Raw genomic sequence first — 25,323 nt, 5'->3', positions numbered from 1 at the left:
CCGATGTCTGTATTACAAGCTGAATTTCTCGCAAAAAGCTATAAGAGCCGAAAAGTGGTTTCTGATGTGAGTTTAACCGTAAACTCCAATGAAATTGTTGGTCTACTTGGTCCAAATGGTGCAGGTAAAACCACTACTTTCTACATGGTCGTCGGTTTAGTGCGTCACGATCAGGGAAAAATCACCATTGATGGCGATGATATTAGCGTATTGCCTATGCATGAACGTGCACGCAGAGGAATTGGCTATTTACCACAAGAAGCTTCTATCTTCCGTCGTTTAACGGTGTATGAAAATCTTATGGCGGTATTAGAAATTCGCAAAGATCTAACTGCAGAACAACGCAGAGAGAGAGCGGATGAGTTAATTGATGAATTCAATATTGGCCATATTCGTGATAGCCTGGGACAATCTCTTTCTGGTGGTGAACGTCGTCGTGTGGAAATTGCACGTGCCTTAGCGGCAAATCCTAAATTCATTTTATTAGATGAACCTTTTGCCGGTGTTGACCCAATTTCGGTCACGGATATTAAGAAAATAATCACGGATCTCCGTAATCGTGGTTTAGGCGTGTTAATTACCGACCATAACGTACGCGAAACCCTTGATGTTTGTGAACGAGCTTATATTGTTGGCGAAGGGAAAATTATCGCGACCGGCACACCGGAAGAAGTCATGAATGATGAGCACGTTAAACGTGTCTATTTAGGCGAACAATTTAAACTATAACCGATGAAATTTACGACATTGCTCTCCCCTGATGATATTCGTCAGGGGGTTGCTTTTTCTAGCAAGAAACGATTATTTGAATCTATTGCCGCTTTCGTTGTGGAAAAACTTCACTGCGAAAATGGTGAGCAGGCTTGTTTTGAATGTTTATTTGAACGGGAAAAATTAGGTAATTCAGGATTAGGTAATGGTGTCGCTATGCCTAAAGCCAAGTTACCTACTACCGTGTCAGATAAGATCCTAACGGTATTTATGCAATTAGAAACGCCTGTCGAATATGATGCTGCCGATAATAAACCAGTGGATATCGTTTTTGCTGTGCTCGTACCCGAAAATCACTGTCAAGAATATATTCCTGTTCTGGCAGAACTCAATGAAAAATTAACTGATAAAAACTTAATTAAGCAACTTCGTTCAGCACAAAGTGCGGATGAAATTTGGCAAATTTTTGAATGTGCCGATCATTCAGAGGAATCTGAAGACGACACAAATTTAGATAATATTGAACCTCAAGAGGTATAACCTAACCAACTAACCATAAGGAATCACGCAGATGGAAATTATTATTATCAGCGGTCGCTCCGGCGCGGGGAAATCTGTCGCATTACGAGCTTTGGAAGATATGGGCTATTATTGCGTGGATAATCTCCCTCTCGATTTACTTCCTCAACTCACCAATATTCTCGCCAAAACTCAAACGGCTGTTGCCATCAGTCTCGATATTCGAAATCTTCCCCATTCAAGTGCTGATTTAGACAAGATTCTGACAGATATTCAAGCCTCTTATTCTGTCAAAATCATCTTTCTGGACAGCGATCGTAGTACACTTATTCGTCGTTACAGCGATTCACGCCGTCTTCATCCCCTTTCAGCGCAAGATCTCCCACTTGAATCAGCGATTGATTTAGAATATCAGCAACTTGAGCCTCTAATTCAACATGCTAATTTTATTATTGATACCGCACCACTTTCTACTCATTCGTTATCTGAACGATTAAGAGAAGTTTTACGGGGTAATACGGATAAAGAACTTAAAATCGTGGTTGAGTCGTTTGGCTTTAAATATGGTATTCCGCTTGATGCCGATTATGTCTTCGATGTGCGTTTTCTACCTAACCCGCACTGGAATCCAGAACTTCGTCCAATGACGGGGCTTGATGAACCTGTTGCGCAATTTTTACTTGCGCATGATGAAGTGAATAATTTTATCTACCAAACGCGTAATTACATCGAAACATGGTTACCGATGTTAGAGCAAAATAACCGAAGCTATCTCACTATTGCCATCGGCTGTACAGGTGGTAAACATCGTTCTGTTTATATTGCTCAACAAATTGGTGAATATTTCCAAGCCAAAGGCAAGAATGTAAAAATTCAACATAAATCCTTGGAAAAGAATAAAAAGAATTAATCAAACCATAAAAAAACGCAGCGACTTGCTGCGTTTTTTGTTAAACCACATACTGCTCAAAAATCTCAGGCAAATGTGCAATTAACGTTTCTTTTCCCGCCACGGTTTCATGCTGCCAAACCTGCAATAGCACATCTGGCGTAAATAATCGTGATGCCTGCTCTGCCAACGGTAAATAGCTAATATGCCAAGGCTCTCGACCAACTTTTTTACCTTCAGGTTGGCTGATAAATGGCAAAACAAAATCAAAGTGCGGTAGATTTTCAGTAAGAAATTCACTAAGTTCAAAGAAATAACCACCCTTTTCATATTCCCAAGGTTCAAGTTGTAAAGATTGACCTTGAGGCAAAAGATCGGGATCAAAAATATCGATTTCTGTTCCCCAATGATGACGACTGCCACCTGGGAGCGCTGACCAACGTAAAATGGCCTGTGCTTTTTGCCAATCATCTAACGACGCTAAATCTAATGGATTTCCCGCATCATCATGAACCTTGCGTTCACCGTTAAATTTACCGTTCCAAATGAGTTGTTGACGCTCAAAATCACGAAAGCTACTCGCGGGCTGCAAATTAAAGCCATTTTTGACCGCTCTTTGCTGCAATCCTTGAAACGCTTTCATTGCCTCTGCTTGCAAAAAATGATTCGGAGAATGAGGGGCAGGCAAATTGATCAAATGTTCACGAGATTTGCCGGTTAACATTTCTGGCGTTAATTTCATCTTACTTGTCCAATAAATTCACTAACATTTGATGATAAATCTGATTGCACTTGGCAAGATCATCAACGTTTACACATTCATTCACTTTATGAATCGTTGCATTAAGCGGCCCAAATTCCACCACTTCAGCACCCATTAATGCAATAAAACGTCCATCAGAGGTGCCACCGCCTGTTTCTGCTTGTGGTGTAATGCAGGTTGTTTGCTCAATAGCCGTCGTTAATGCATCTAATAATTTACCTGGTTTAGTTAAAAATGGTTTACCCGATAAATTCCAATCAATACGGTATTTCAAGCCATGCTTTTCGAGCATTTCTGCCACTTTCTGCTTAATGCTTTCGTCTGTAACTTCCGTACAATAACGTAAATTGAATTGCACATAAAGCTCACCAGGGATGACATTATTACTCCCAGTGCCTGCATGAATATTTGCAATTTGCAAACTGGTCGGCGGGAAAAATTCGTTGCCATTATCCCATTGATAAGTGGTTAATTCCTGCAAGAAAGGTGCGGCTTTATGAATTGGATTTTCCGCTAAATGAGGATAAGCCACATGACCTTGAATACCTTGAATGTAGAGGTTACCTGTAATCGACCCCCGACGACCATTTTTGACTACATCGCCTAATGTTTTTGAACTAGATGGCTCCCCCACCATGCAATAAGTGATTTTCTCACCGCGCGCCATTAAGGTTTCGACAACACGTACGGTGCCATCTTTCGCGGCTGCCTCTTCGTCAGAAGTAATCAACAAAGCAATCGTTCCCTTATGATTCGGATTGGCTTTCACATATTCTTCTGCCGCCACAATCATTGCTGCTAATGAGCCTTTCATATCTGCCGCACCACGACCATAAAGCATATCATCTACAATTTCGGCAGAAAACGGCGGATAAGTCCATTGCGTTTCATCTCCCGTTGGCACCACATCGGTATGCCCTGCAAAGGTGATGACTGGCTCACCAACACCATGTTTTGCCCATAAATTTAACGTATCGTTGAAAGGCATCCATTCAATTTGAAAGCCAAGTTTTTCCAAACGCTCAGCGATTAGTTGCTGACAGCCCTCATCATTTGGGCTAATAGAGGGGCGACGAATTAATGCTTGTGCAAGCTCAATAGTTTTTTGTTTCATAATATTCAGTGACGACTAAAAGTGCGGTCTAATTTAACAAAATTTTCCTTTAATTTAAATCTGTTCAAATAAAAAACGGATAACCTCGTTATCCGTTTTTATTAGTTTATGAAGAATCCTAGAATTGAACTTGTAAACGTAACCAATATTGACGTCCTGGCTCGTTCACTCGAACAGTTTGAAGCCCCGCTGAAGGATCTGCGCCTTTACTCACAAATTCTGCATAGGATTTATTAAATAAGTTATCAATTCCGCCCTGCAAAGTGGCATATTTATTAATTTTCCACCCTGTATTAAAGGATAACGTTCCAAAGCCTGCTGAAGCACCGATGTCTTGCCCAATAATGTTGCCTTGTCCCGTTGCATAGCGTTTTTGTGCCGAAACCACTCGCCATAATACTCCCGCACTCAAGGCTTCATTATCCCAAGTTAATGCGTTTTTCCATTCTAATGGCGGTGTTTGAGCGAGTGGACGGTCGTCCGTGCGATTTTTACCATAGGTATAAGCGAGACTACTACCGATTTCCCAGTGACGTGCAAATTTCCATTTGCCTTCAATTTCGCCGCCTAATCGAGTTGCCTTGATATTACGAGCCGAGACATCTTTACCTACTCGTTCTAACATAATGAAATCGCGGACATCACTGCCAAATAGCGACACAGAAAAATCAAAGGTGTCATTCTTCCACATCAATCCCGTATCAATTTGACGGTTTTGCTCTTTATCTAAAACTTGGCTTGCACGGCGTTCCCAATAATCTGGCGCTCGCTCTGCAATCCCTACACCAGCATAATATTTAATGCCATTGATTTCTTCTTCCCAACGGAAGAAACCTGAATGTAAACCGTACGTATGGTGTTTATTTGGGTGATTTGCCATTAAAGTGTCGTATTCAGCTTTCACTTCATCATAACGATAACCAGAAATAAACTTACGACTATCGCTTGCCGTCCAGGTCCCCTCAACAAATCCGCCCCATTGAGTAAAGTTTTGCTGTGGTTGATAAGGCTTGTGTCTATAGCCCTCACCATTCATTTCCATGCGTGAAAGGTGTTTATCACGCATATAATCAATGCCTGTTTGCAAATTAATATCCGGCCAATCAAAGGTTGCTTTCAAATGCCCTGTATTGGTTTCACGTTTTGGATTCATTGCTTTTTTAACTTGATTTCCCATCATGCTTAAATAACGCATACTATAAGTATCCATCACGTGATCAATCTTGCTTTGACCGTAACGTAATTCAAGTTCAGTGAACCACGGTGTAATATTGCGTTGTACAAATCGAACATTCCACGCATCACGATCAAACTTACTCCCATCCATCATTCGATCTGCATAAGCTGCTTCGCCTCGACTACGTTCATAAGTTCCAGTCAATAAGGTGTTTTCTGTCGGTGTGAAACCGAGCTGTAACATTTGATTACGACGCTCAAAAGAGGAATGAACTCGATTGCCATCGCCATCTTTGTAATTACCCGCCTCATTGTGTGACATACTCGTACGTAAATAACCATATTTACCACCCGCCATCGCATCGAAATAAGCATCTCTACGTTTGTTTCCGCCAAGTGTGACACTGCCGTTTAAATAGGTATTTTGAGTATCAAATTCAGGCTCTTTACGCACAAAACGAACTGCGCCAGCCACCAAGCCAGAACCTTCAGTTACAGTTTGGGGACCTTTGGTCACCACCACTTCATCATAAGCTGATGGGAAAATATAAGCTGTAGGCGGATCCATTCGGTTGCTACACCCACCATAAATGAATTGGTCGTCTGCTTGAATATTCAAGCGAGAGCCCCCTAACCCGCGAAATAACGGATCGCCAGAACTCCCACCTTTACGAATCACGCTCATATTTGCCACAGATTGCAATAAATCTGCACCATCACCAGCAGGTAAAGGTTGAAGTGTTGTTTTAGGATTAAGTTTGACTGAATTGGTATTCGTCTGAGTAACACCTGTTACCACAATAGGATCCAGTAATGTTACAGACTGCGTATCCTCAGCAAAAGCATTAGATATAAAAAATGAAAGAGGAAGGAGGGCAAAATAAGATTTGTTATGCATAATCAATCCCTTGTTTTGGCACTTGAGTCATAAAAACCACAATTCAACCACATAAAATCTTTCAAACAAATACGCAACCGTTATGAAACATTTATCACATTAATGATTGAGATTGTAACAATACTGTAATGAATATTATTCTTATTAAGTGCAAAAGGCAAGGTTAAAAGATGGCTATTTACTTATGCATTTCTGGTAAACATACTACTGCCAGCACTAATTGAGCTAACGCCAAAATAGTGCAAGGAAGACCTAATAAAAAATAAGCTCCTATAATTGTATCAATAGTGCTATCCCAGTTTAAATCAACAAAATGCAAAGATAATCCGACGATAATAGGGATTAAAAAAGGCATAAAAAATGCCACCAATAAATACCGCCCATAGTAGCGACTTGCTTTTTCCCGAGTAACAAAAAAGATAAGTGTTGTCATCACCCCTGGTATAAATGAAATAAGAAAAGAAAGAAAAAATGCATCTCCAACAAACTCAGAAATAATGACTGCACATAATAATGCAATAAAAAAACTCCCAATAAAAAAACGTGGTATAGTCTTTTGTAATGCATTATTCATCTTTATATTTCCTTTCAAATAAAATTAATAACTCTAATAAGCAGATAAGAAAGCCTCCAGCTTTAATAAAGAACAAGGTTAAGAGGTTACTGTGTGTCCCATATTTTTATAAAACACGCTTGTGCTAACACCAGTTGAGCTACTCCCAATATACAAGCCAAAATACCGTGCGTTAGATAATACTCTACAAGCGTATCAATAGCATCATGCCAACTGTTTAAATAAATCAAATCGAATAATGTGGTCAGGATCGGAATTAAAAAGGGTGGCATCAAAAATGCCAGTAACAAATACCGCGAATAGTAGCTACTTGCTTTTTCCTGAGTGATGTAAAAAACAAACGTTGTAATCGCACTAGGTATAAATACGATAAAAAAAGTATAAAAAAATACCCATACCACGTCATCTGATGAGCTGCCATCCATTGAAGCAAGAAATAAATCAACGACGACTGCGCATAATAATGCAATAAAAAAACTCCCAATAAAAAAACGTCGTATGGCTTTTTGCTGTTCATTTTGTTGTTCATTATTCATTTTTATATTTCCTTTTAAACAAAATTAATAGCTCTAAGAAGTAGATAAACAAGTAAAAATAAATTCCCTACTTTAATACTACTTAAATGCTGCAATATATTCTTTTTCGTTGAAGCCAATCAATGCCTTACCATCTTGCAAAATAATCGGGCGTTTGATTAACGTCGGATTTTCAGCTAATACGGAAAGTGCAGTAGATTTCGAGAGTGTATTTTTCACATTTTCATCAAGATTACGCCAAGTCGTACTACGTTTATTGACTAAATTTTCCCAGCCAAATTGTGCTTCTGCTTGTTGTAAGAATTGAGTATCTAATCCATCTACACGGTAATCATGCAATTTATGTTCAATATTATGTTCAGCTAGCCACTTCAATGCTTTTTTCACCGTATCACAGTTTTTAATGCCATAAACGATAATCATATTCTCACCTCTAAAAATAAAAAATCCTCGATTTCATTTAGAACGAGGATTTTAACTGCTACATGAATTAATCACAAATAGATTAACACGATACAAACTTTTACATCCCACAAAAAAAGTGCGGTGAAAATCAACCGCACTTTTAAAAAGGGAAATTAGAATTCGTAACCTACGCCCACTTTAGCGCCATAGTTATTCACTTTAGTATCGTCAAAGCTACCTAAACGGTTATATTCTAAACCGCCATTTGCATACACTTTGTCTGCTAATTTATATTTAGCACCCGCGACCACACCATAACCCACTTTGGTTTCAGAAGAGCTTTTATAGCGTTGATCCGCACGTTCTTCAAATTTGAAACGGTTTGCCGCAAGACGAGCACCAACATAAGGTTCAATTTGAGAGTTGGTATCGAAGTCATAGAATACTGTCGCACCTAAACCTTGAACTTTAGTTCCTTGGAAGTTACCGTGATGAGTATAATCACCTGCTACACGCACATTACCTAATTTGTAGCCTACTGCAACACGAGGCTCAATTTTAGTTTTGCTTGAACCACCATTGCTTAATTTAGTTCTTGAAAGACCAAGATCACCTTCCGCATATAAACCTGCATTTGCAGTTGAAGCAACCGCTAATGCCCCGACAACGATAGCTAATAATGATTTTTTCATTGGATAACCCCTGTTATTTGATTGAAAACACTAGAAATATACCATACTGCTTATGAATTTTCACTATGAAAAACCAATTTTCCCTGACATTTTCGGCATAAATAGGCAATTTTATCTCGTTGAATACGATTATGCCGACGAATCGTTAAGTAATGGGTCTGACATTCACATTGATAAGCAAACATTTTGCCTTGCACATTCTCTACATCAAATTGATGACAAGTATCGGCAGGGAGATTAAACAACTGTGTCATCACTGCTTGCCATTCCTGTCCATGCGGTTTCACTCGACCAAATACTTGATACACAATAAGATGGGCTAATTCATGGGGAATGACCTGACGAATAAATTCATCTGAGTTCTCAAGTAGCAAAGTGCGGTTAAATTTAATCTCATTTTTCTGCAAATAAGCGACCCCAGCCTTTACACCCCGCAAATCATAACTGATTGTCGGAACAGGAAATTTCCGTTGAAAGTGATTTTCAGCGAGTTGTAATGTTTCTGCAAGCTTGCGTTGCACCTGCATTTTTAAATGCCGAAACTGAGTTTGAGATGACATCATCATACTAAGTAAACAAAAACCGCTAAATTAGCGGTTTTTATCATATACATGTAATTTACTTATTTTAGACCTGCTGCTGCACGTAACTCTTCAGCGCGCTCCACTTTTTCCCATGGGAACTGTTCACGGCCGAAGTGTCCATACGCGGCAGTTTGGCGATAGATTGGTTGAATTAAATTTAACATTTTAATTAAACCATAAGGACGTAAATCAAAGAATTCACGCACTAACTTAACCAATACTTCGTTTGATACTTTTCCTGTACCAAAGGTTTCTACCATGATAGAGGTTGGCTCAGCCACGCCAATAGCATAAGAAAGTTGAATTTCACAACGATCTGCAAGGCCTGCCGCAACGATATTTTTTGCCACATAACGTGCTGCATAAGCGGCTGAACGGTCTACTTTTGATGGATCTTTACCAGAAAATGCCCCACCACCATGACGAGCTGCACCGCCGTATGTATCGACAATGATTTTACGACCCGTTAAGCCACAGTCCCCCATTGGGCCACCAATCACAAAACGACCGGTTGGATTGATGAAATATTTTGTTTGTTGAGATAACCATTCACTTGGCAGAATTGGCTTGATGATTTCTTCCATCACGCCTTCATAAATTTCTTTTTGTGACACTTCTTCACTGTGTTGTGTAGAAAGAACAACGGCATCCACGCCCACGATTTTGTTATCTTCGTATTTTAAAGTGACTTGGCTTTTCGCATCAGGGCGTAACCATGCTAATTTGCCACTTTTACGCACTTCAGCTTGTTTTTCCATTAAACGATGCGCATAAGTAATCGCCGCAGGCATCAAAACTTCCGTTTCATTTGTCGCATAACCAAACATGATCCCTTGGTCACCCGCACCTTGATCTAATGGATTCTCACGATCCACACCTTGGTTAATATCAGATGATTGTTTACCAATCGCATTTAATACCGCACAAGAATTGCCATCAAAACCCATATCTGAGTGTTTGTAACCAATATCACAAATCACTTGGCGAGTGAGATTTTCAATATCAACCCATGCTGATGTCGTAATTTCACCACCGACTAACGCCATCCCTGTTTTTACATAGGTTTCGCAAGCCACGCGTGCTTTAGGATCTTGTTTTAAAATTTCATCAAGTACCGCATCAGAAATTTGATCGGCAATCTTATCTGGATGTCCTTCTGAAACCGATTCAGAAGTAAATAAATAGCTAGACATAAGTTCTCTTCTTTTGGATGTATTGACGTATTGACGTATAGACGTCTATAATACGCTTTTTTGACTAATAAGCAAGCATTCCTATCAAGTATTTTTGAAATGTGACAAGAAGAATCTAAGCTTTACGACAGAATTCAGCTCATTAATGCATTAAATGGGCGACAAGCTCCCATTTATTTACCTGATTTTAGTTCACTAAATCCAACATTTCTTGCGCATTCGCCAAAGCAAGCTCTGTAATTTCACTGCCACCCAGTAATCTTGCAAGAGCTGGAACTCTCTCTTCTTGAGAAAGTGCGGTCATTTTAGTTTCTGTTTTATCATCAACGGTAAATTTCTCAACATTAAATTGATGATGTCCATGGCATGCGACTTGTGGTAAATGGGTCACACAAAGCACTTGGCATTTATCGCCTAATTGGCGCAACAATTTACCCACTACACTCGCCGTTTTACCGCTAATACCAACATCAACTTCATCAAAAATTAACGTTGGAATCGCCGATTGATCGGACGTTAATACTTGGATCGCTAATGAAATACGAGAAAGCTCACCACCTGATGCCACTTTTGCTAGCGGTTGTGCCTGCTGTCCTAGATTACTGCGTAAAGTAAAGACGATATTATCTGCCCCATTTGCCGTCACTTTAGTTAAATCTGAATTCACTTCAATGAAAAACTCGGCATTCTCCATTGCAAGCCCTTTGATGGAATGTGTAACCTGTTGCGCTAATTTTCCTGCAGCTTGGCAACGACTTTCATGTAATTGTTTTGCCGTATGTTGCATTTTCTCAAAGGCAGCTTTTTCTTCTAAAATCAGGCGTTCTTCACTTTCTGAAAAATCTAAAAGTGCGGTCAATTCTGCTTTTAATTTTTGATGCCACTCCACTAACTCTTCAGGTTTCACATTGTGCTTACGTGCAAGTTGTAAAACTTGCCCAAAACGTTGTTCAATCTCTTGTAATAACATCGGATCTTGCTCAATGTGAGAAGCAAGATGCTGCACTTCACTTGTCGCCTCTTGCACTTGAATAAGTGCATCATTCAACATTGTTTGAACGGAAGCATAGCGAGGATCTAAGTCGCTTAATTCATCAATATACTGTGTAGCACGATAAAGCATCGAATCGATACTCACCGTCTCATTTTCACTGAGGAGCTGTAGGGCTGATTGTGATAACTGTGTCAGCTGCTCGCTATTTGATAGACGACGTTGATCCTCTTCTAATTCTAAATATTCATTTGGACGAAGCGCAAACTCATCCAACTCTTCTACCTGATATTGTAAAAGTTGTTTCTTCGCTTCATTTTCGGCAACTTTTTGTTGGAAGGTTTTAACTTGCGTTTGAAGATTTTTCCACGCGCGATAATCTTCTCGCATTTGAACGAGCAAATCATTGTGATGCGCAAATGTATCCACCAACTGAAGTTGGTAGTCATTTTTCAATAATAATTGTGAAGCGTGCTGCCCATTAATATGAATAAGATATTGTCCTATTTCTTTTAATTGGGAAGCCGATACGGGTGTTCTATTGATAAAGGCTTTAGAACGACCATCTGCATTAATGACACGACGTAGAATACAATCAGAAGGATTATCAGGATCTTGCAATTCTTGCTCTTGCAACCATTGATAAGCGGGGTTCGTTGGTTCAATAAAAAATGTGGCGCAAATTTCAGCTCTTTCCTGCCCTTCTCGAACCATAGACGTTTCAATACGCTGCCCCAAACATAATTCTAACGCATCAATAGCAATGGATTTCCCTGCACCGGTTTCCCCCGTGATCACAGACATTCCTTTCGCCAATTCAATCTCTAATTGACGAACAATTGCAAAATTATTGATGGTAAGTTGGGTTAGCATAAAAAATCTCCTTAACTGTATATTCATATATTATAACTGATATAATATACAGTAAAGAGATTTTTAACTTTTTGGATTAGAAATTTTTAAGCCAGCCTAATTTCGTGCTTAATACATTGTAATAATTATAATTTTTTAGATGTAATAAACGTAGCTTGTGCGGGCTTTTTTCAATATGAACAATATCATCAGGAGAAAAATCTAGCGCAATTTGACTATCACAGCCTAATTCCAGCTGTGAAGTGTTATGTTCTGCAAAGCGAATTGAAATTTTACTGTCGCCATCAATTACTAATGGTCGAGAAGAAAGCGTATGCGGGAACATCGGCACAAGGGCAATCGCATTTAAATTTGGCGTTAAAATCGGGCCACCTGCGGAAAGTGAATAAGCCGTTGAACCTGTTGGAGTGGAAACAATCAAACCGTCCGAACGTTGAGAGAAAGCAAATTTATCATTTATATAAACATGGAAATCAATCATGTGCGCAATTTTAGCTGGGTGAATCACCGCCTCATTTACGGCATTACTACTGGAGATAATTTCTCCGTTTCGTTCAATTTTAGCTTCCAATAAAAAACGCTCTTCTACAAAAAATTCACCATGTTCTAAACACGCTTCGAGCTGTGAATAAGCATTTTTCGGGTCAATATCGGTCAAAAAGCCTAAGTTGCCTCGGTTAATACCAATCATTGGAATATTATATTTAGCCAAAATGCGAGCACGCCCTAGCATATTGCCATCACCACCGATCACAATCACGAGTTGAGCTTGCTCTCCAATTTCTTCAACCGTTGCTAACACCTCTTCCGGTAAACCGAATTTTTCCCCCACTTCTTTTTCAACTAAAACTTGATATCCTCGCTCTTTCAGCCATTGATACAAGTTTTTATGCATTTGCAAATTAATGTCGCGACGTGGTTTTCCCATCAAGGCGATGGTTTTAAATGATTTGACTAATTCATCCATAACTATGATTGCTCCCAAGTACAGACTTCCTGATTTTTGACCGCACTTGAATTTAAAATTTTAGCCATTATATTACATAGCAATTCAGTTTTGCTAAAATAGCACTAATTTTTGATAAATGGAGAAAAAGATGTCAGAACAAGCACAAAACTTAAATGAAAATGAAGAACTTGTTGAAGAAGTTCAGCAGGAAACCACCGCAACGGAAGATCCGTTAGAAGAAGCGATTGCCCGTGTACAAGAACTTGAAGAACAATTAAAAGCACAAGTAGAAGAAACCTCTAAAAAAGAGCAAGATTTATTGCTCCGTACGCGTGCAGAAATTGATAATATGCGTCGTCGTAGCGAACAAGACATCGAAAAAGCACATAAATTTGCGCTCGAAAAATTCTCAAAAGACATTTTAAATACCATTGATAACTTAGAGCGTGCGCTTGCCACACCAGCCAATAAGGAAGATGAAAACATCAAAGCCCTATTCGATGGTGTCGAGCTGACTTTAAAAGAGTTACTCTCAACGGTTTCTCGCTTTGGTGTCGAGCCTGTTGGTGCAGTAGGTGATACCTTTAATCCGGATCTTCACCAAGCTATCTCTATGCAACCAGCTGAAGGGTTTGAAAGCAACCAAATCACCACTGTGTTACAAAAAGGTTATACCTTAAATGGTCGAGTGATTCGCCCAGCCATGGTAATGGTTGCAGCTTAATTTCTTTTCTATGACTTAAAGAGCGGACGATTTTTCGTCCGTTTTTTTATTGCCAAAAACCTTGATATAGATCAAATTTATTAAAAAAAATAATTTGAGAATAATTCTCAACAAAAATACATATTCTTTCCAGATTTAGCAAGGTTTCGACTCAATTTCAAGCATCAAAAAATACAAAATAACACTACATATTGTGTGTTGACTGAAAAAATAAAACTATATATAGTGCCTTCGTTTTTTTTAAGTTAGCTATATAGGAGTCATAAAATGAATGCTTTCTTCGTGATTAAGCGTGATGGTTCACGAATTGGGTTTGACCTACAACGCATTACTAATGCAATCAGAAAAGCGGCAAGTGCGGTCAATATTGTTGATGAAATTTATATCCATGATCTGAGCCAGCGAATTAATACCGAGATTTTTAGTCACTATCAGCATGAAATTGATATCAACCAGATTCAAAAAATCGTTGAAGATCACTTAATGACAAGCAAATATCCACAAATTGCACGTGCTTATATTGAATATCGTCACGATCGTGATCTTGCTCGTGAAAAACGCAGCCAATTAACCAAAGAAATTGAAGGGCTGATTGAGCAAAGCAACGTCGAATTGCTTAACGAAAATGCGAATAAAGATGCGAAAGTGATCCCGACCCAGCGGGATCTACTGGCAGGTATTGTGGCCAAACATTATGCTAAACGTCACATTCTGCCAAAAGATGTCGTGGAAGCTCACGAAAAAGGCGAAATCCATTATCATGACTTAGACTACGCGCCATTTTTCCCAATGTTTAACTGCATGCTGGTTGATCTAAAAGGCATGCTTTCACATGGCTTTAAAATGGGTAATGCTGAAATTGAACCACCGAAATCTATCGGCACAGCAACAGCGGTTACTGCACAAATTATTGCTCAAGTAGCCAGCCATATTTATGGCGGTACAACCATTAATCGCATTGATGAAGTGCTTGCGCCTTATGTTCAACTCAGTTTTGAAAAACATTTGAAAAACGCTGCACAATGGCAAATTCCAGATGCGGAAGGTTATGCAAAAGCACTAATTGAAAAAGAATGTTTTGATGCGTTTCAATCTCTTGAATATGAAGTTAATACACTTCATACGTCAAATGGCCAAACGCCATTTGTCACCTTTGGTTTTGGCCTAGGCACAAGTTGGCAAGAACGTTTAATTCAGCAATCAATTTTAAAAAACCGTATTCGTGGTTTGGGTAAAAATCATAAAACACCGGTCTTCCCTAAGCTGGTCTTTACGATTAAAAAAGGCGTGAACCAAAACGAACAAGATCCGAACTATGATATTAAAAAACTGGCATTAGAATGCGCATCAAAACGCATGTATCCGGATATTTTAAACTATGATCAAGTGGTTAAAGTTACAGGCTCATTCAAAGCCCCAATGGGTTGTCGTAGCTTCTTGGGTGCTTATGAAGAAAACGGTCATGAAGTGCATGATGGTCGCAATAATTTAGGCGTAGTGAGTTTGAATCTACCTCGTATTGCTCTTGAAGCACAAGGAAACGAAGAAAAATTCTACCGCACTTTAGATGAACGCTTAGCCCTTGCGAAGAAAGCCTTGCTTACACGTATCGCTCGCTTAGAAAATACCAAAGCTCGTGTCGCACCAATTCTCTATATGGAAGGTGCTTGTGGCGTTCGATTAAAAGCCGATGATAACGTTGCCGATATTTTCAAAAATGGCCGAGCATCAATTTCTTTAGGCTATATTGGCATTCACGAAACCATCAATGCGCTGTATAAAAAAGGACATATTTTTGACGATGAACAACTACGCGAAAAAGGCATCGCGATTGTGCGTCGTTTAAGCGAAGCGGTAAAACAATGGCAGAAAGAAACCGGCTATGCATTTAGTCTTTATTCCACACCAAGTGAAAACTTGTGCGATCGCTTCTGTCGTTTAGATACCAAACAATTTGGTGTGATTGAAGGCGTTACCGATAAAGGTTACTACACTAACAGCTATCACTTAGATGTAGAGAAAAAAGTGAATCCATATGATAAATTAGACTTTGAAATGCCTTATCCTGAATTAGCGAGTGGCGGCTTTATCTGTTATGGCGAATACCCTAACATTCAACATAACCTGAAAGCACTCGAAGATGTGTGGGATTATAGCTACGATCGCGTGCCTTATTACGGCACCAACACGCCAATTGATGAATGTTACGAATGTGGCTTTACGGGAGAGTTTAATTGCACAAGCAAAGGCTTTGTTTGTCCGAAATGTGGCAACCATGACAGTGCAAAAGTCTCTGTAACCCGACGGGTTTGTGGTTATCTCGGCAGTCCTGATGCTCGTCCATTCAACGCTGGCAAACAGGAAGAAGTAAAACGTCGAGTGAAACACCTATAATGTCGCAACATTGATTATGATAAAATAACTCATCAAAAGTGAGCTATTTTTATTTCAATAAATTAAGGAAGTACCATGCCAACACTTACACAAATCACGCAATCCATCATGCAAGATCCCGATAATCAATCGTTCGCAGCAAAAGGCATTGAACCGCTTTTTGCCGCACCAACCACGGCTCGTATTAATATTGTCGGACAAGCCCCGGGAATTAAAGCCCAAGAAAGTCGTTTATATTGGAATGATAAAAGCGGTGATCGCCTACGTGAATGGCTAGGTGTGGATCGCGATACCTTTTATCACTCGGGTATGTTTGCCGTGATTCCAATGGATTTTTATTATCCAGGCAAAGGAAAATCCGGTGATTTACCACCGCGCAAAGGTTTTGCGGAAAAATGGCATCCAGCAATTCTTGCTAATCTACCCAATATTGAGCTGACGATTCTGATTGGACAATATGCACAAAAATACTATTTGCCAGAAAATAACCTTAATGTAACGGAGACTGTTCATCATTTCCGTGATTTTCTCCCTCACTTTCTCCCGCTCGTTCACCCTTCTCCACGCAACCAAATTTGGCTCAAGAAAAATCCATGGTTTGAACAAGAAATAGTACCAACATTACAAAAACAAGTGAAAGCGATTTTATCCCGTTAAACAAATATTCCACGAATAAAGAGCGGTCAAAAATATCTGATTTTGACTGCTCTTTGCTTTAATACTAATCAATTTTTAGTACCTCCCTATTTTCTGATTAAACGCACTTATGCTAGAATCGCCAACTTCTTAAAATATATAGAAAAATATATAGGAAAAAATATATGCAACAAACCCCTATTACGGACTCGCAATCTAAAGCTTGGAATAAAAATGCAGTGGTATTCCTTGCTGATGTGATTCTCTTTTTTGTTTTATTAAACGTCCTTCCTTTTGAGCCTGCAGCCAATAAAGGCTTAGCATTATTGGCATTCGTGGCGATTTTATGGTTAACAGAAGCAGTAAACGTGACTATCACGGCGCTATTTGTTCCAATTTTGTCGGTATTACTCGGATTGGTAAATAGTCGTGAGGCGCTTGTTGCCTTTGCTGATCCTACCATTTTCTTATTCTTTGGTGGTTTTGCGATTGCTACCGCATTAAATGTGCAAAAGATCGACAAAATGATTTCTAATAAAATCATGCAATTAGCAAAAGGTCGTCTCTTTGTTGCGGTGCTTTACCTTTTCTTAGCGACGGCATTTTTATCCATGTGGATGAGTAATACAGCAACTGCAGCGATGATGATTCCACTTTCAATGACCATTTTGAGTCAATTAGATCAAAAAGAAGAACATAATACTTATGTATTTGTGCTTTTAGGGATCGCTTATAGTGCGACCATCGGTGGAATGGGAACGCTTGTGGGAAGCCCGCCTAATGCCATTGCCGCTTCACAGCTCCATTTAGACTTTGCTGACTGGTTAATGTATGGCACGCCAGTGATGTTAATTTTATTCCCGCTTATTATTGGTTGGTTATATCTTGTATTTAAACCTAAATTAGTCCTTCGTTTTGCTGCTGAATTTGAAAAAATTCACATGACTAAACAACGTATTTTAACGTTGGTTATTTTTATCACAGTGGCGATTCTTTGGATTTTTGGTGGCTACATTAACCCTATTCTTTCTCAATTATTAGGCTTACCAAAACCAATTGGTAGTTTTGACAGTATGGTTGCACTCTCCGCAGCAATTGTCATTTGTGTAACGGGGATCGCAAGTTGGAAACAAGTACAAGAAAATACAGAATGGGGCGTGCTGTTCCTCTTCGGTGGCGGTTTAACCTTAAGCTCGGTATTGACTCAGTCTGGTGCAAGTAAAATCATGGCGGATGGTATTGTCTTCATCATTGAAGGCGGTCACTACTATGTGATGGCATTAATTGTTGCAGCCTTTATTGTCTGCTTGACTGAATTTACGTCAAACACTGCAAGTGCGGCTTTACTGGTTCCAATCTTTATTTCCATCGCACAAGCACTGAATATGCCACCGCTTGGTTTTGCGATGATTATCGGCCTAGGGGCATCTTGTGCCTTTATGATGCCAGTTGGTACCCCACCAAATGCGATTGTATACTCGACAGGTTTTGTGAAACAATCCGAAATGATCCGCGTGGGTAAATTTATTGATTTAACCTGTATGCTAATTATCGGGACAATCGCTTATATTTTCTGGATGTAACCTTTAAAATCGAATAAGTGCGGTTAAAAACAAGATGATTTTTAACCGCACTTTTTTTATTTTATTTACGCAAACGTTTGCCTGAAATAAAAATTAACGTATAATTCGCACAATTTTTTTACTTAGGGAAACCAAATGAATAACAACCTGCTTTATACGGTGGAAGACAAACCACCTTTCGGATTGAGTTTACTCCTTGCCGCACAACATTTACTTGCTGCACTAGGGGGAATTATTGCCGTACCATTGGTCATTGGTAACGTCTTAAAATTACCGACCGAAGATACCATTACGTTAGTTAATGCGGCACTTTTAATTTCCGGCGTAGTGACCGTTATCCAATGTAAAGGCTTGGGGCCTATTGGTATTCGTTTACCAAGTGTAATGGGGACCAGTTTTACTTTCGTTGCTGCTGCTCTTGCCATTGGTTTCAGTGAATATGGCATCGCTGGTATATTAGGCTCTTCTCTCATTGGTTCCTTAGTGATGATTATCGGCAGCTTTTTCATGCCGTATATTCGTAAATTATTCCCACCACTTGTGACGGGAACTGTCGTTATGATGATCGGCTTAAGCCTTATTCCAGTTGCCGTTGACTGGTTTGCAGGTGGTCAACGTGGTGATGCAAATTATGCGACGCCAGAAAATTTAATGATGGCGAGCTTTGTATTAGTGATCGTGGTAGCCCTCGTACAATGGGGAAAAGGAATTTTCTCTGCAGCTGCGATCGTTATTGGGATGATGACTGGTTATATCGTTTGTTTAGCCATGGGCTGGGTAAGCTTTGAAGGCGTAAAACAAGCACAAACTTTTGCGATTCCACAACCTCTACACTTTGGTTTAGCCTTCCCTATTTCAGGGATTATCGGCATGTCCATTGCCTATTTAGTGACAATTGTTGAATCAAGCGGTAACTTCTTAGCACTAGGTAATGCCACCAAAACCGAAATTACTGGCAGACATTTACGAGGCGGGGTTTTAGCCGATGGTTTAGGATCAGCCTTAGCCGCCATTATGTCCACCACGCCATTCTCATCATTCTCACAAAACATTGGTGTCATTTCTCTAACTGGCGTGGCAAGCCGTCACGTGGTTGCGCTAACCGGTGTGCTTCTAGCACTAGCGGGCCTATTCCCTGTATTCGGTGCATTAATTGTATCAATTCCATTACCAGTATTAGGTGGTGCAGGCTTAATGATGTTCGCGATGATTATCGCTGCGGGTATTCAAATGTTGGATAAAGTCGCACGTAGTAAACGCAATGGTTTAATCATCGCCATTTCTATTGGCTGTGGCTTAGCGGTAACAACTCGTCCTGAATTGCTTGATAAATTACCGCACTTTTTCAAAGAAGTGCTCGGTTCAGGCATTACCGTAGGTTCATTACTTGCCTTAATTCTTAACCTCGTGCTTCCTGAAGATAAAGTGGAAGAAACAAAAGAATCAAAATAGATAGCGAATAAGGGCAGATTAACACTGCCCTTTTCTTTTCCTGTAAAACATTTCTAAAACTGACCGCACTTTGTTAAAATCATGCATCATTTTCCATTTATGAAGGAATAAAAATGGCAGATTTACCTTTCTTCGTTGAGCTCAACGAACAAAATCTTACTGAAACGTTGCAACGTTCTGTTGAAACCCCACTTGTCATTAACTTTTATGCACCAAGCCATAAAGAATCAGCTGATTTTGCCAAAGTTCTACAACGTGTTGCAGAACAACATCAAGGACAATTTATCCTCGGCTTAGTCAATTGTGAAACAGAGCAAATGATTGCTGCTCAATTTCGTATTCAAGCGTTACCAACAACCTATCTTTTCAAAGAGGCTCAAGCAATAGATGCGTTCCCTGGTGCATTAGATGAGGCCAGTTTATTGCAACGTTTGAGTGCAATTTTGCCAAAAGAAGAAGATTTAAAATTCCAAAAAGCCTTGGATTTTTTACAAGTAGAAGATTACAACTCAGCCCTTCCATTACTGAAAGAAGCCTGGGAACTTTCGGATAAGAAAAACAGCGATGTGGCATTACTTTATGCGGAAACCTATATCGCCATGAAAAAAACAGAACCTGCGGCAGATATTTTAGCGCAAATTCCTATTCAGGATCGCGACAGCCGTTGGCATGGATTACAAGCGCAGATCGAGCTTTTAATTAAAGCAGCTGACACGCCAGAAATTCAGCAATTACAAGCGGATTATGCAAAAAATCCAACGCCTGAAATTGCGTTGAAATTGGCAGTTCAGCTACATCAAGCCAATCGAAACGAAGAAGCATTGGATTTATTATTTAGCATTCTTAAACAAGATCTTTCTGCAGAAAATGGTGAAGTAAAACAACAGTTTTTATCTATTTTATCAGCCATTGGCAATGCAGATCCTATCACCAATAAATATCGCCGATTGCTGTATTCATTGCTTTACTAATACGATCAACTATTTTTTTATGCATGAAGGCTTTATAATGAACGAATTCCAAAAGCCTCATGCTTTATTTTATAAACAAAGGATTCTTTATGTCAGACGTTAAACACAGCAAATTATTAATTTTAGGTTCAGGCCCTGCAGGTTATACCGCCGCTATTTATGCCGCACGTGCAAACTTAAAACCTGTTTTAGTGACCGGTCTTCAACAAGGCGGGCAACTTACTACCACGGATGAAATTGAAAACTGGCCGGGTGATTTTGAAATGACAACTGGCACAGGTTTAATGCAACGTATGTTGCAACACGCTGAAAAATTTGAAACGGAAATCGTGTTTGATCATATTAATAAAGTCGATTTATCTTCTCGCCCGTTCAAACTTTATGGCGATATGCAAACCTTCACATGTGATGCATTAATCATCGCAACAGGGGCATCAGCACGTTATATCGGATTAGAATCTGAAACCGCTTATAAAGGCCGCGGCGTTTCAGCTTGTGCAACCTGTGATGGTTTCTTCTATCGCAATAAACCGGTTGCTGTTGTCGGTGGCGGAAATACCGCGGTTGAAGAAGCGCTTTATTTAGCTAATATTGCTTCTGAAGTGCACTTAATCCACCGTCGCGATAGCTTCCGTGCGGAAAAAATCTTAATCGATCGCTTATACAAAAAAGTCGAAGAAGGCAAAATCGTGCTTCATACTGACCGCACTTTGAATGAAGTGTTAGGTGATAACATGGGCGTAACCGGTGTACGTTTAGAAAACGTGAAAACCGGTGAAAAAGAAGACGTGAAATTAGACGGTTTATTTATTGCTATCGGTCATGCACCAAACACTGAAATCTTCCAAGGTCAGCTTGAACTTAATAATGGTTATATTGTGGTTAAATCAGGTCTTGAAGGCAACGCAACAGCAACCTCTGTGGAAGGCGTATTTGCTGCAGGTGATGTAATGGATCACAACTATCGCCAGGCGATTACTTCAGCAGGTACAGGCTGTATGGCGGCATTAGATGCTGAACGTTATTTAGATGCACAAGAATAAATAAATTTCCTTATTTATTTTCCCCTCTTTAACAAAGAGGGGTTAGGGGAGATTTTAAAGAATCAATTCTGTATGAATGAACTCGCCCTTCAAACTCCCTCTCAATTGAGAGGGAGAACTTTTTAAATACTAATTCTACAAATCTATGGACAAACTTCGCCAAAAATATTTACAAAAATGGCTTCGTGCGCAGCAACAACCTGTTAAAAAATTAATGCGCACCAATATTGCCCTTGCCACACTTTCCTCCTTAATTCTTGTGGCTCAAACCTATTTTCTTGCGACATTGCTCGACAAGCTCATTATGCAACATGTCGATCGCGCTGAACTGGTTCCCTATTTTATTGCATTAATCATTACTTTTGCGTTGCGTGCGGCCATTTTATGGCTACGCGAAAAAATTGGCTTTAAAGCAGGTCGATTACTACGCAATCATATGCGCCAAAAGATCTTAGATAAAATCCACCAAGTAGGACCTGCGACTATCAATAACAAACCTGCTGGAAGCTGGGCAAGTATCATGCTTGAACAAGTGGAAAATCTGCATAATTTCTATGCACGATTCTTACCACAACAAAGTTTGTCTGCCATTGTACCAATGGTGATTTTAATTGCCGTATTCCCGCTCAACTGGGCAGCTGGACTGATTTTGATGATCACTGCACCGCTTGTACCAATTTTTATGATTCTGGTAGGGATTGCCGCAGCAGATAGCAGCCAAAAAAATATGGCTACCCTTTCTCGCTTGAGTGCACAATTCTTGGATCGCTTACGCGGTTTAGAAACCTTGCGTCTTTTTAACCGCACTTCAGAACAAACTCAACATATTGAAAACACAACGGAAGACTTCCGTGAAACGACCATGACAGTACTTAAAATGGCGTTTCTCTCTTCTGCCGTGTTAGAGTTTTTCACCTCCATTTCCATTGCTTTAATGGCGGTGTACTTTGGTTTTAGCTATTTAGGCCAAGTCGAATTTGGTACTTATGGCACCACGCTGACCTTATTTACCGGCTTTTTCTGCTTAATTCTGGCGCCAGAGTTTTATCAACCATTGCGTGATCTCGGGACTTACTATCACGATCGTGCAGCTGGTATTGGTGCAGCTGATGCCATTGTCGATTTCTTAGAAGCAGATTATTTAATTGCACATCAAGGCAATGAACAAATTCCAGCACAAAGTGCGGTCGAGATTCAGGCTGAAAATTTAGTGGCGCTTTCTCCACAAGGTCAACCATTAACGAAACCGCTTTCATTTCATATTCCGAAAGAAAGCCATATTGCCCTTGTGGGCCAAAGTGGTGCAGGAAAAACCTCTTTAATCAATGTATTACTCGGTTTCTTACCTTATGAAGGCAGCTTAAAAATTAACGGTATGGAACTGAATCAAAGCCGCTTAAGCGACTGGCGTAAACAAATTGCATGGGTAGGTCAAAACCCATTACTACTACAAGGTAGCATCAAAGAAAATCTACTTTTAGGTGATATTCAAGCAACTGATGAGCAAATTGAGCAAGCCTTGATTTCTGCGCAAGCGAAAGAGTTTACCGAGAAATTAGGCTTGGATAGCGAAATTAAAGATGGTGGGATGGGTGTATCTGTAGGCCAAGCTCAACGCTTAGCTATCGCACGCGCTTTACTGCGCAAAGGCAATTTATTATTACTCGATGAGCCAACCGCTAGCCTTGATGCTCAATCTGAAAATCTGGTACTTGCTGCCCTTGCTGAAATGAGCTATAACCAAACCACCTTAATGATCACACACCGCATTGAAGATCTAAAACAATGCGATAACATTTTAGTGATGCAAGAAGGTGAAATTGTTCAACAAGGCCATTTCAACCAATTAAAAAATCAAGGCTTCTTTGCCGAATTATTGGCTCAACGAAAAGAGGATATTCAATAATGCATGCTTTACTTCCCTTTTTACGTTTATTTAAATTCGCCAAGTTGCCTTTATTTTTAGGCTTAGTTTTGATGATTACAGGCCTTGCATCTAGCATAGGCTTGCTGACCACATCTGGTTGGTTTTTAGCCGCAACAGCTATTGCAGGTCTTGGCACGTTATTTAATTTCTTCTATCCCTCTGCTTCTGTGCGTGGGCTTGCTATTAGCCGCACCCTTTTCCGCTATTTCGAAAAGTTGGTCACTCACGATGCGACTTTCCGCATCTTGGCTAAATTACGGGTACAAGTTTTTGAGAAGATTATTCCATTAAGCCCTGCGGTGTTAAATCGCTACCGTAACAGCGATTTATTAAACCGCTTAGTGTCTGATGTAGATACCCTCGATAGCCTTTATCTTCGCTTAATTGCGCCATTTATTACGGCTATTTTTGTGATTCTAGCTATGTGTATTGGCCTAAGTTTCGTCAATACTCCTTTAGCCTTAGGTTTAGGCATTAGCCTACTTTTATTGGTATTCGTTATTCCAACCGTTTTCTACCAACTGGGTAAAAAATTTGGCGACAAACTCGTGCATTCACGTGCACTTTACCGCACACAATTCCTAGAATTTATCCAAGCGCAAGCTGAATTATTGCTCTTTAATGCCGAAGATAAATTGAAAAATAACATGGCAAAAACCGAAACTAACTGGCAAGCAGACCAACAAAAAGAAGCCAATTTAAGCGGATTTTCAACCGCTCTTTCACTCTTCTTAAATGGTTTGATTATTGCCGCAATGTTGTGGTTTAGCTCACAAGCTGAGTTTGGTAACGATGAATACCGTATGGCGTTTATTGCGCTTTTCACTTTTGCTGCTTTAGCTTCATTTGAAATCTTAATGCCATTAGGCTCGGCATTCTTACATATCGGGCAAGTAATTGCTTCAGCTGAACGCGTGACAGATATTATCGAACAGCAACCATTAGTCGTTTTTAATGGTAAGACGGAGTTCGATCAAAATGCGACTACATTAATTGAAGCGAAAGATCTTTCTTTTACTTATCCTGAACGTCAAAATCGTGCTTTAGACAATTTGAATTTAACCATTCAAAAAGGTAAAAAAGTCGCGATTTTAGGTAAAACAGGTAGCGGGAAATCCACGTTATTACAGCTTTTAGTGCGTAATTATGATGCTAATCAAGGAGAATTAAGCCTTGCTGGTAAACCAATTTCTGATTATGCAGAAGATACATTACGCAGCCAATTCTGCTTTTTAACGCAACGTGTTCATGTATTTAGCGATACACTTCGTCAAAATCTGCAATTCGCAAGTGCGGTCAATATTTCAGATGAAAAAATGATCGAGGTGTTAAATCAGGTTGGTTTAGGCAAATTGTTGGAACAAGAACAAGGCCTAGATATTTGGCTAGGCGATGGCGGCCGTCCACTATCTGGTGGAGAACAACGTCGTTTAGGCTTAGCACGTATTTTGCTTAATGATGCGCCAATTTTATTATTAGATGAGCCAACCGAAGGTTTAGACCGCGAAACTGAACGCCAAATTCTGCGTTTAATTCTTGCCCATGCTGAAAATAAAACCTTAATTATGGTGACTCACCGCTTAACGGCGATTGAGCAATTTGATGAACTTTGTGTGATTGATGAAGCGAAGCTAATTGAAAAAGGCACTTATACAGAATTATTGCAATTAGAAAAAGGGTTCTTCAAACAATTAGTTGAGCGAGTGTAAAATAAGAAAGGATAAGT

At 39.7% G+C, this 25,323-nt stretch carries 23 protein-coding genes; 12 read left to right on the top strand and 11 right to left on the bottom strand.

Annotated features, from left to right (window positions below; genetic code table 11):
- The first annotated feature begins 3 nt into the window (after positions 1–3).
- From lptB to rapZ, 3 genes are read left to right on the top strand one after another with little or no spacing between them, the layout of a single operon-like run.
- Positions 4–729, top strand: coding sequence for an LPS export ABC transporter ATP-binding protein (gene lptB, locus INP94_RS06170; protein ID WP_005696470.1), 726 nt, complete (start codon positions 4–6; stop codon positions 727–729).
- A 3-nt stretch (positions 730–732) separates the two neighbouring features.
- On the top strand, positions 733–1,251 hold the full coding sequence (gene ptsN, locus INP94_RS06165) for a PTS IIA-like nitrogen regulatory protein PtsN (protein WP_049370125.1): 519 nt from the start codon (positions 733–735) through the stop codon (positions 1,249–1,251).
- A 31-nt stretch (positions 1,252–1,282) separates the two neighbouring features.
- Positions 1,283–2,140, top strand: coding sequence for an RNase adapter RapZ (gene rapZ, locus INP94_RS06160; RefSeq protein ID WP_197543015.1), 858 nt, complete (start codon positions 1,283–1,285; stop codon positions 2,138–2,140).
- Positions 2,141–2,180: 40 nt separating this feature from the next.
- Here the strand turns inward: rapZ and INP94_RS06155 are convergent, their stop codons facing one another.
- The 11 genes from INP94_RS06155 to INP94_RS06105 form a co-directional block, all read right to left on the bottom strand.
- Positions 2,181–2,861, bottom strand: a complete 681-nt coding sequence (locus INP94_RS06155; RefSeq protein WP_197543014.1) for a M15 family metallopeptidase — start codon at positions 2,859–2,861, stop codon at positions 2,181–2,183.
- Between the two features lies 1 nt (position 2,862).
- A complete protein-coding gene (dapE, locus tag INP94_RS06150) occupies positions 2,863–3,996 on the bottom strand; it encodes a succinyl-diaminopimelate desuccinylase (protein ID WP_197543013.1) in 1,134 nt (377 codons plus the stop codon).
- Between the two features lie 118 nt (positions 3,997–4,114).
- Positions 4,115–6,070: a TonB-dependent copper receptor gene (locus INP94_RS06145; RefSeq protein ID WP_197543012.1), complete on the bottom strand. Its 1,956-nt coding sequence runs from the start codon at positions 6,068–6,070 to the stop codon at positions 4,115–4,117.
- Positions 6,071–6,248: 178 nt separating this feature from the next.
- Positions 6,249–6,644 (bottom strand): hypothetical protein, encoded by a 396-nt coding sequence (locus INP94_RS06140; RefSeq protein ID WP_070591340.1) that lies wholly within the window; start codon positions 6,642–6,644, stop codon positions 6,249–6,251.
- An 86-nt stretch (positions 6,645–6,730) separates the two neighbouring features.
- Positions 6,731–7,180 (bottom strand): hypothetical protein, encoded by a 450-nt coding sequence (locus tag INP94_RS06135; RefSeq protein ID WP_197543011.1) that lies wholly within the window; start codon positions 7,178–7,180, stop codon positions 6,731–6,733.
- Between the two features lie 78 nt (positions 7,181–7,258).
- Entirely contained in the window at positions 7,259–7,603 is a 345-nt protein-coding gene (locus tag INP94_RS06130) for an ArsC family reductase (RefSeq protein WP_102703779.1), read from the bottom strand.
- 155 nt (positions 7,604–7,758) lie between these two features.
- Positions 7,759–8,277: an opacity family porin gene (locus INP94_RS06125; RefSeq protein ID WP_178164573.1), complete on the bottom strand. Its 519-nt coding sequence runs from the start codon at positions 8,275–8,277 to the stop codon at positions 7,759–7,761.
- 50 nt (positions 8,278–8,327) lie between these two features.
- On the bottom strand, positions 8,328–8,843 hold the full coding sequence (locus INP94_RS06120; protein ID WP_197543010.1) for a SprT family zinc-dependent metalloprotease: 516 nt from the start codon (positions 8,841–8,843) through the stop codon (positions 8,328–8,330).
- 56 nt (positions 8,844–8,899) lie between these two features.
- Positions 8,900–10,054: a methionine adenosyltransferase gene (gene metK / locus INP94_RS06115; protein ID WP_197543009.1), complete on the bottom strand. Its 1,155-nt coding sequence runs from the start codon at positions 10,052–10,054 to the stop codon at positions 8,900–8,902.
- Between the two features lie 187 nt (positions 10,055–10,241).
- A complete protein-coding gene (gene recN / locus INP94_RS06110; protein WP_197543008.1) occupies positions 10,242–11,918 on the bottom strand; it encodes a DNA repair protein RecN in 1,677 nt (558 codons plus the stop codon).
- Between the two features lie 76 nt (positions 11,919–11,994).
- Positions 11,995–12,885: an NAD(+) kinase gene (locus INP94_RS06105; RefSeq protein ID WP_197543007.1), complete on the bottom strand. Its 891-nt coding sequence runs from the start codon at positions 12,883–12,885 to the stop codon at positions 11,995–11,997.
- 130 nt (positions 12,886–13,015) lie between these two features.
- Between INP94_RS06105 and grpE the strand changes: the two genes are divergently transcribed.
- The 9 genes from grpE (at position 13,016) to cydC (ending at position 25,306) form a co-directional block, all read left to right on the top strand.
- Positions 13,016–13,591 carry a nucleotide exchange factor GrpE gene (grpE, locus tag INP94_RS06100; protein ID WP_197543006.1) on the top strand — a complete coding sequence of 192 codons (576 nt, stop codon included), beginning with the start codon at positions 13,016–13,018 and terminating at the stop codon, positions 13,589–13,591.
- 267 nt (positions 13,592–13,858) lie between these two features.
- Positions 13,859–15,985, top strand: coding sequence for an anaerobic ribonucleoside-triphosphate reductase (gene nrdD / locus INP94_RS06095; protein ID WP_197543005.1), 2,127 nt, complete (start codon positions 13,859–13,861; stop codon positions 15,983–15,985).
- 75 nt (positions 15,986–16,060) lie between these two features.
- Entirely contained in the window at positions 16,061–16,642 is a 582-nt protein-coding gene (locus INP94_RS06090; protein ID WP_197543004.1) for a uracil-DNA glycosylase family protein, read from the top strand.
- A gap of 164 nt (positions 16,643–16,806) precedes the next feature.
- On the top strand, positions 16,807–18,204 hold the full coding sequence (locus INP94_RS06085; RefSeq protein WP_197543003.1) for a DASS family sodium-coupled anion symporter: 1,398 nt from the start codon (positions 16,807–16,809) through the stop codon (positions 18,202–18,204).
- A gap of 135 nt (positions 18,205–18,339) precedes the next feature.
- A complete protein-coding gene (locus tag INP94_RS06080; protein ID WP_111328547.1) occupies positions 18,340–19,656 on the top strand; it encodes a nucleobase:cation symporter-2 family protein in 1,317 nt (438 codons plus the stop codon).
- Between the two features lie 113 nt (positions 19,657–19,769).
- Entirely contained in the window at positions 19,770–20,627 is an 858-nt protein-coding gene (locus INP94_RS06075) for a co-chaperone YbbN (protein ID WP_197543002.1), read from the top strand.
- 89 nt (positions 20,628–20,716) lie between these two features.
- Positions 20,717–21,670 carry a thioredoxin-disulfide reductase gene (trxB, locus tag INP94_RS06070; protein ID WP_197543001.1) on the top strand — a complete coding sequence of 318 codons (954 nt, stop codon included), beginning with the start codon at positions 20,717–20,719 and terminating at the stop codon, positions 21,668–21,670.
- Positions 21,671–21,815: 145 nt separating this feature from the next.
- Positions 21,816–23,576, top strand: a complete 1,761-nt coding sequence (cydD, locus tag INP94_RS06065; protein ID WP_197543000.1) for a heme ABC transporter permease/ATP-binding protein CydD — start codon at positions 21,816–21,818, stop codon at positions 23,574–23,576.
- Positions 23,576–25,306 carry a heme ABC transporter ATP-binding protein/permease CydC gene (gene cydC / locus INP94_RS06060; protein WP_197542999.1) on the top strand — a complete coding sequence of 577 codons (1,731 nt, stop codon included), beginning with the start codon at positions 23,576–23,578 and terminating at the stop codon, positions 25,304–25,306. Before cydD ends, cydC begins: the two co-directional genes overlap by 1 nt.
- The last annotated feature ends 17 nt before the right edge of the window (positions 25,307–25,323 follow it).

Origin of the sequence: Haemophilus parainfluenzae, from assembly GCF_014931395.1 — a bacterium.
In the GTDB taxonomy this organism is placed as follows: domain Bacteria; phylum Pseudomonadota; class Gammaproteobacteria; order Enterobacterales; family Pasteurellaceae; genus Haemophilus_D.
This window is presented reverse-complemented; position numbering and strand designations above follow the sequence as displayed.

Bases quoted from the DNA above. Each gene is read 5' to 3' on its own strand.
- lptB (WP_005696470.1), top strand. From the start codon at position 4: ATGTCTGTATTACAAGCTGAATTTCTCGCAAAAAGCTATAAGAGCCGA.
- ptsN (WP_049370125.1), top strand. From the start codon at position 733: ATGAAATTTACGACATTGCTCTCCCCTGATGATATTCGTCAGGGGGTT.
- rapZ (WP_197543015.1), top strand. From the start codon at position 1,283: ATGGAAATTATTATTATCAGCGGTCGCTCCGGCGCGGGGAAATCTGTC.
- INP94_RS06155 (WP_197543014.1), bottom strand. From the start codon at position 2,861: ATGAAATTAACGCCAGAAATGTTAACCGGCAAATCTCGTGAACATTTG.
- dapE (WP_197543013.1), bottom strand. From the start codon at position 3,996: ATGAAACAAAAAACTATTGAGCTTGCACAAGCATTAATTCGTCGCCCC.
- INP94_RS06145 (WP_197543012.1), bottom strand. From the start codon at position 6,070: ATGCATAACAAATCTTATTTTGCCCTCCTTCCTCTTTCATTTTTTATA.
- INP94_RS06140 (WP_070591340.1), bottom strand. From the start codon at position 6,644: ATGAATAATGCATTACAAAAGACTATACCACGTTTTTTTATTGGGAGT.
- INP94_RS06135 (WP_197543011.1), bottom strand. From the start codon at position 7,180: ATGAATAATGAACAACAAAATGAACAGCAAAAAGCCATACGACGTTTT.
- INP94_RS06130 (WP_102703779.1), bottom strand. From the start codon at position 7,603: ATGATTATCGTTTATGGCATTAAAAACTGTGATACGGTGAAAAAAGCA.
- INP94_RS06125 (WP_178164573.1), bottom strand. From the start codon at position 8,277: ATGAAAAAATCATTATTAGCTATCGTTGTCGGGGCATTAGCGGTTGCT.
- INP94_RS06120 (WP_197543010.1), bottom strand. From the start codon at position 8,843: ATGATGATGTCATCTCAAACTCAGTTTCGGCATTTAAAAATGCAGGTG.
- metK (WP_197543009.1), bottom strand. From the start codon at position 10,054: ATGTCTAGCTATTTATTTACTTCTGAATCGGTTTCAGAAGGACATCCA.
- recN (WP_197543008.1), bottom strand. From the start codon at position 11,918: ATGCTAACCCAACTTACCATCAATAATTTTGCAATTGTTCGTCAATTA.
- INP94_RS06105 (WP_197543007.1), bottom strand. From the start codon at position 12,885: ATGGATGAATTAGTCAAATCATTTAAAACCATCGCCTTGATGGGAAAA.
- grpE (WP_197543006.1), top strand. From the start codon at position 13,016: ATGTCAGAACAAGCACAAAACTTAAATGAAAATGAAGAACTTGTTGAA.
- nrdD (WP_197543005.1), top strand. From the start codon at position 13,859: ATGAATGCTTTCTTCGTGATTAAGCGTGATGGTTCACGAATTGGGTTT.
- INP94_RS06090 (WP_197543004.1), top strand. From the start codon at position 16,061: ATGCCAACACTTACACAAATCACGCAATCCATCATGCAAGATCCCGAT.
- INP94_RS06085 (WP_197543003.1), top strand. From the start codon at position 16,807: ATGCAACAAACCCCTATTACGGACTCGCAATCTAAAGCTTGGAATAAA.
- INP94_RS06080 (WP_111328547.1), top strand. From the start codon at position 18,340: ATGAATAACAACCTGCTTTATACGGTGGAAGACAAACCACCTTTCGGA.
- INP94_RS06075 (WP_197543002.1), top strand. From the start codon at position 19,770: ATGGCAGATTTACCTTTCTTCGTTGAGCTCAACGAACAAAATCTTACT.
- trxB (WP_197543001.1), top strand. From the start codon at position 20,717: ATGTCAGACGTTAAACACAGCAAATTATTAATTTTAGGTTCAGGCCCT.
- cydD (WP_197543000.1), top strand. From the start codon at position 21,816: ATGGACAAACTTCGCCAAAAATATTTACAAAAATGGCTTCGTGCGCAG.
- cydC (WP_197542999.1), top strand. From the start codon at position 23,576: ATGCATGCTTTACTTCCCTTTTTACGTTTATTTAAATTCGCCAAGTTG.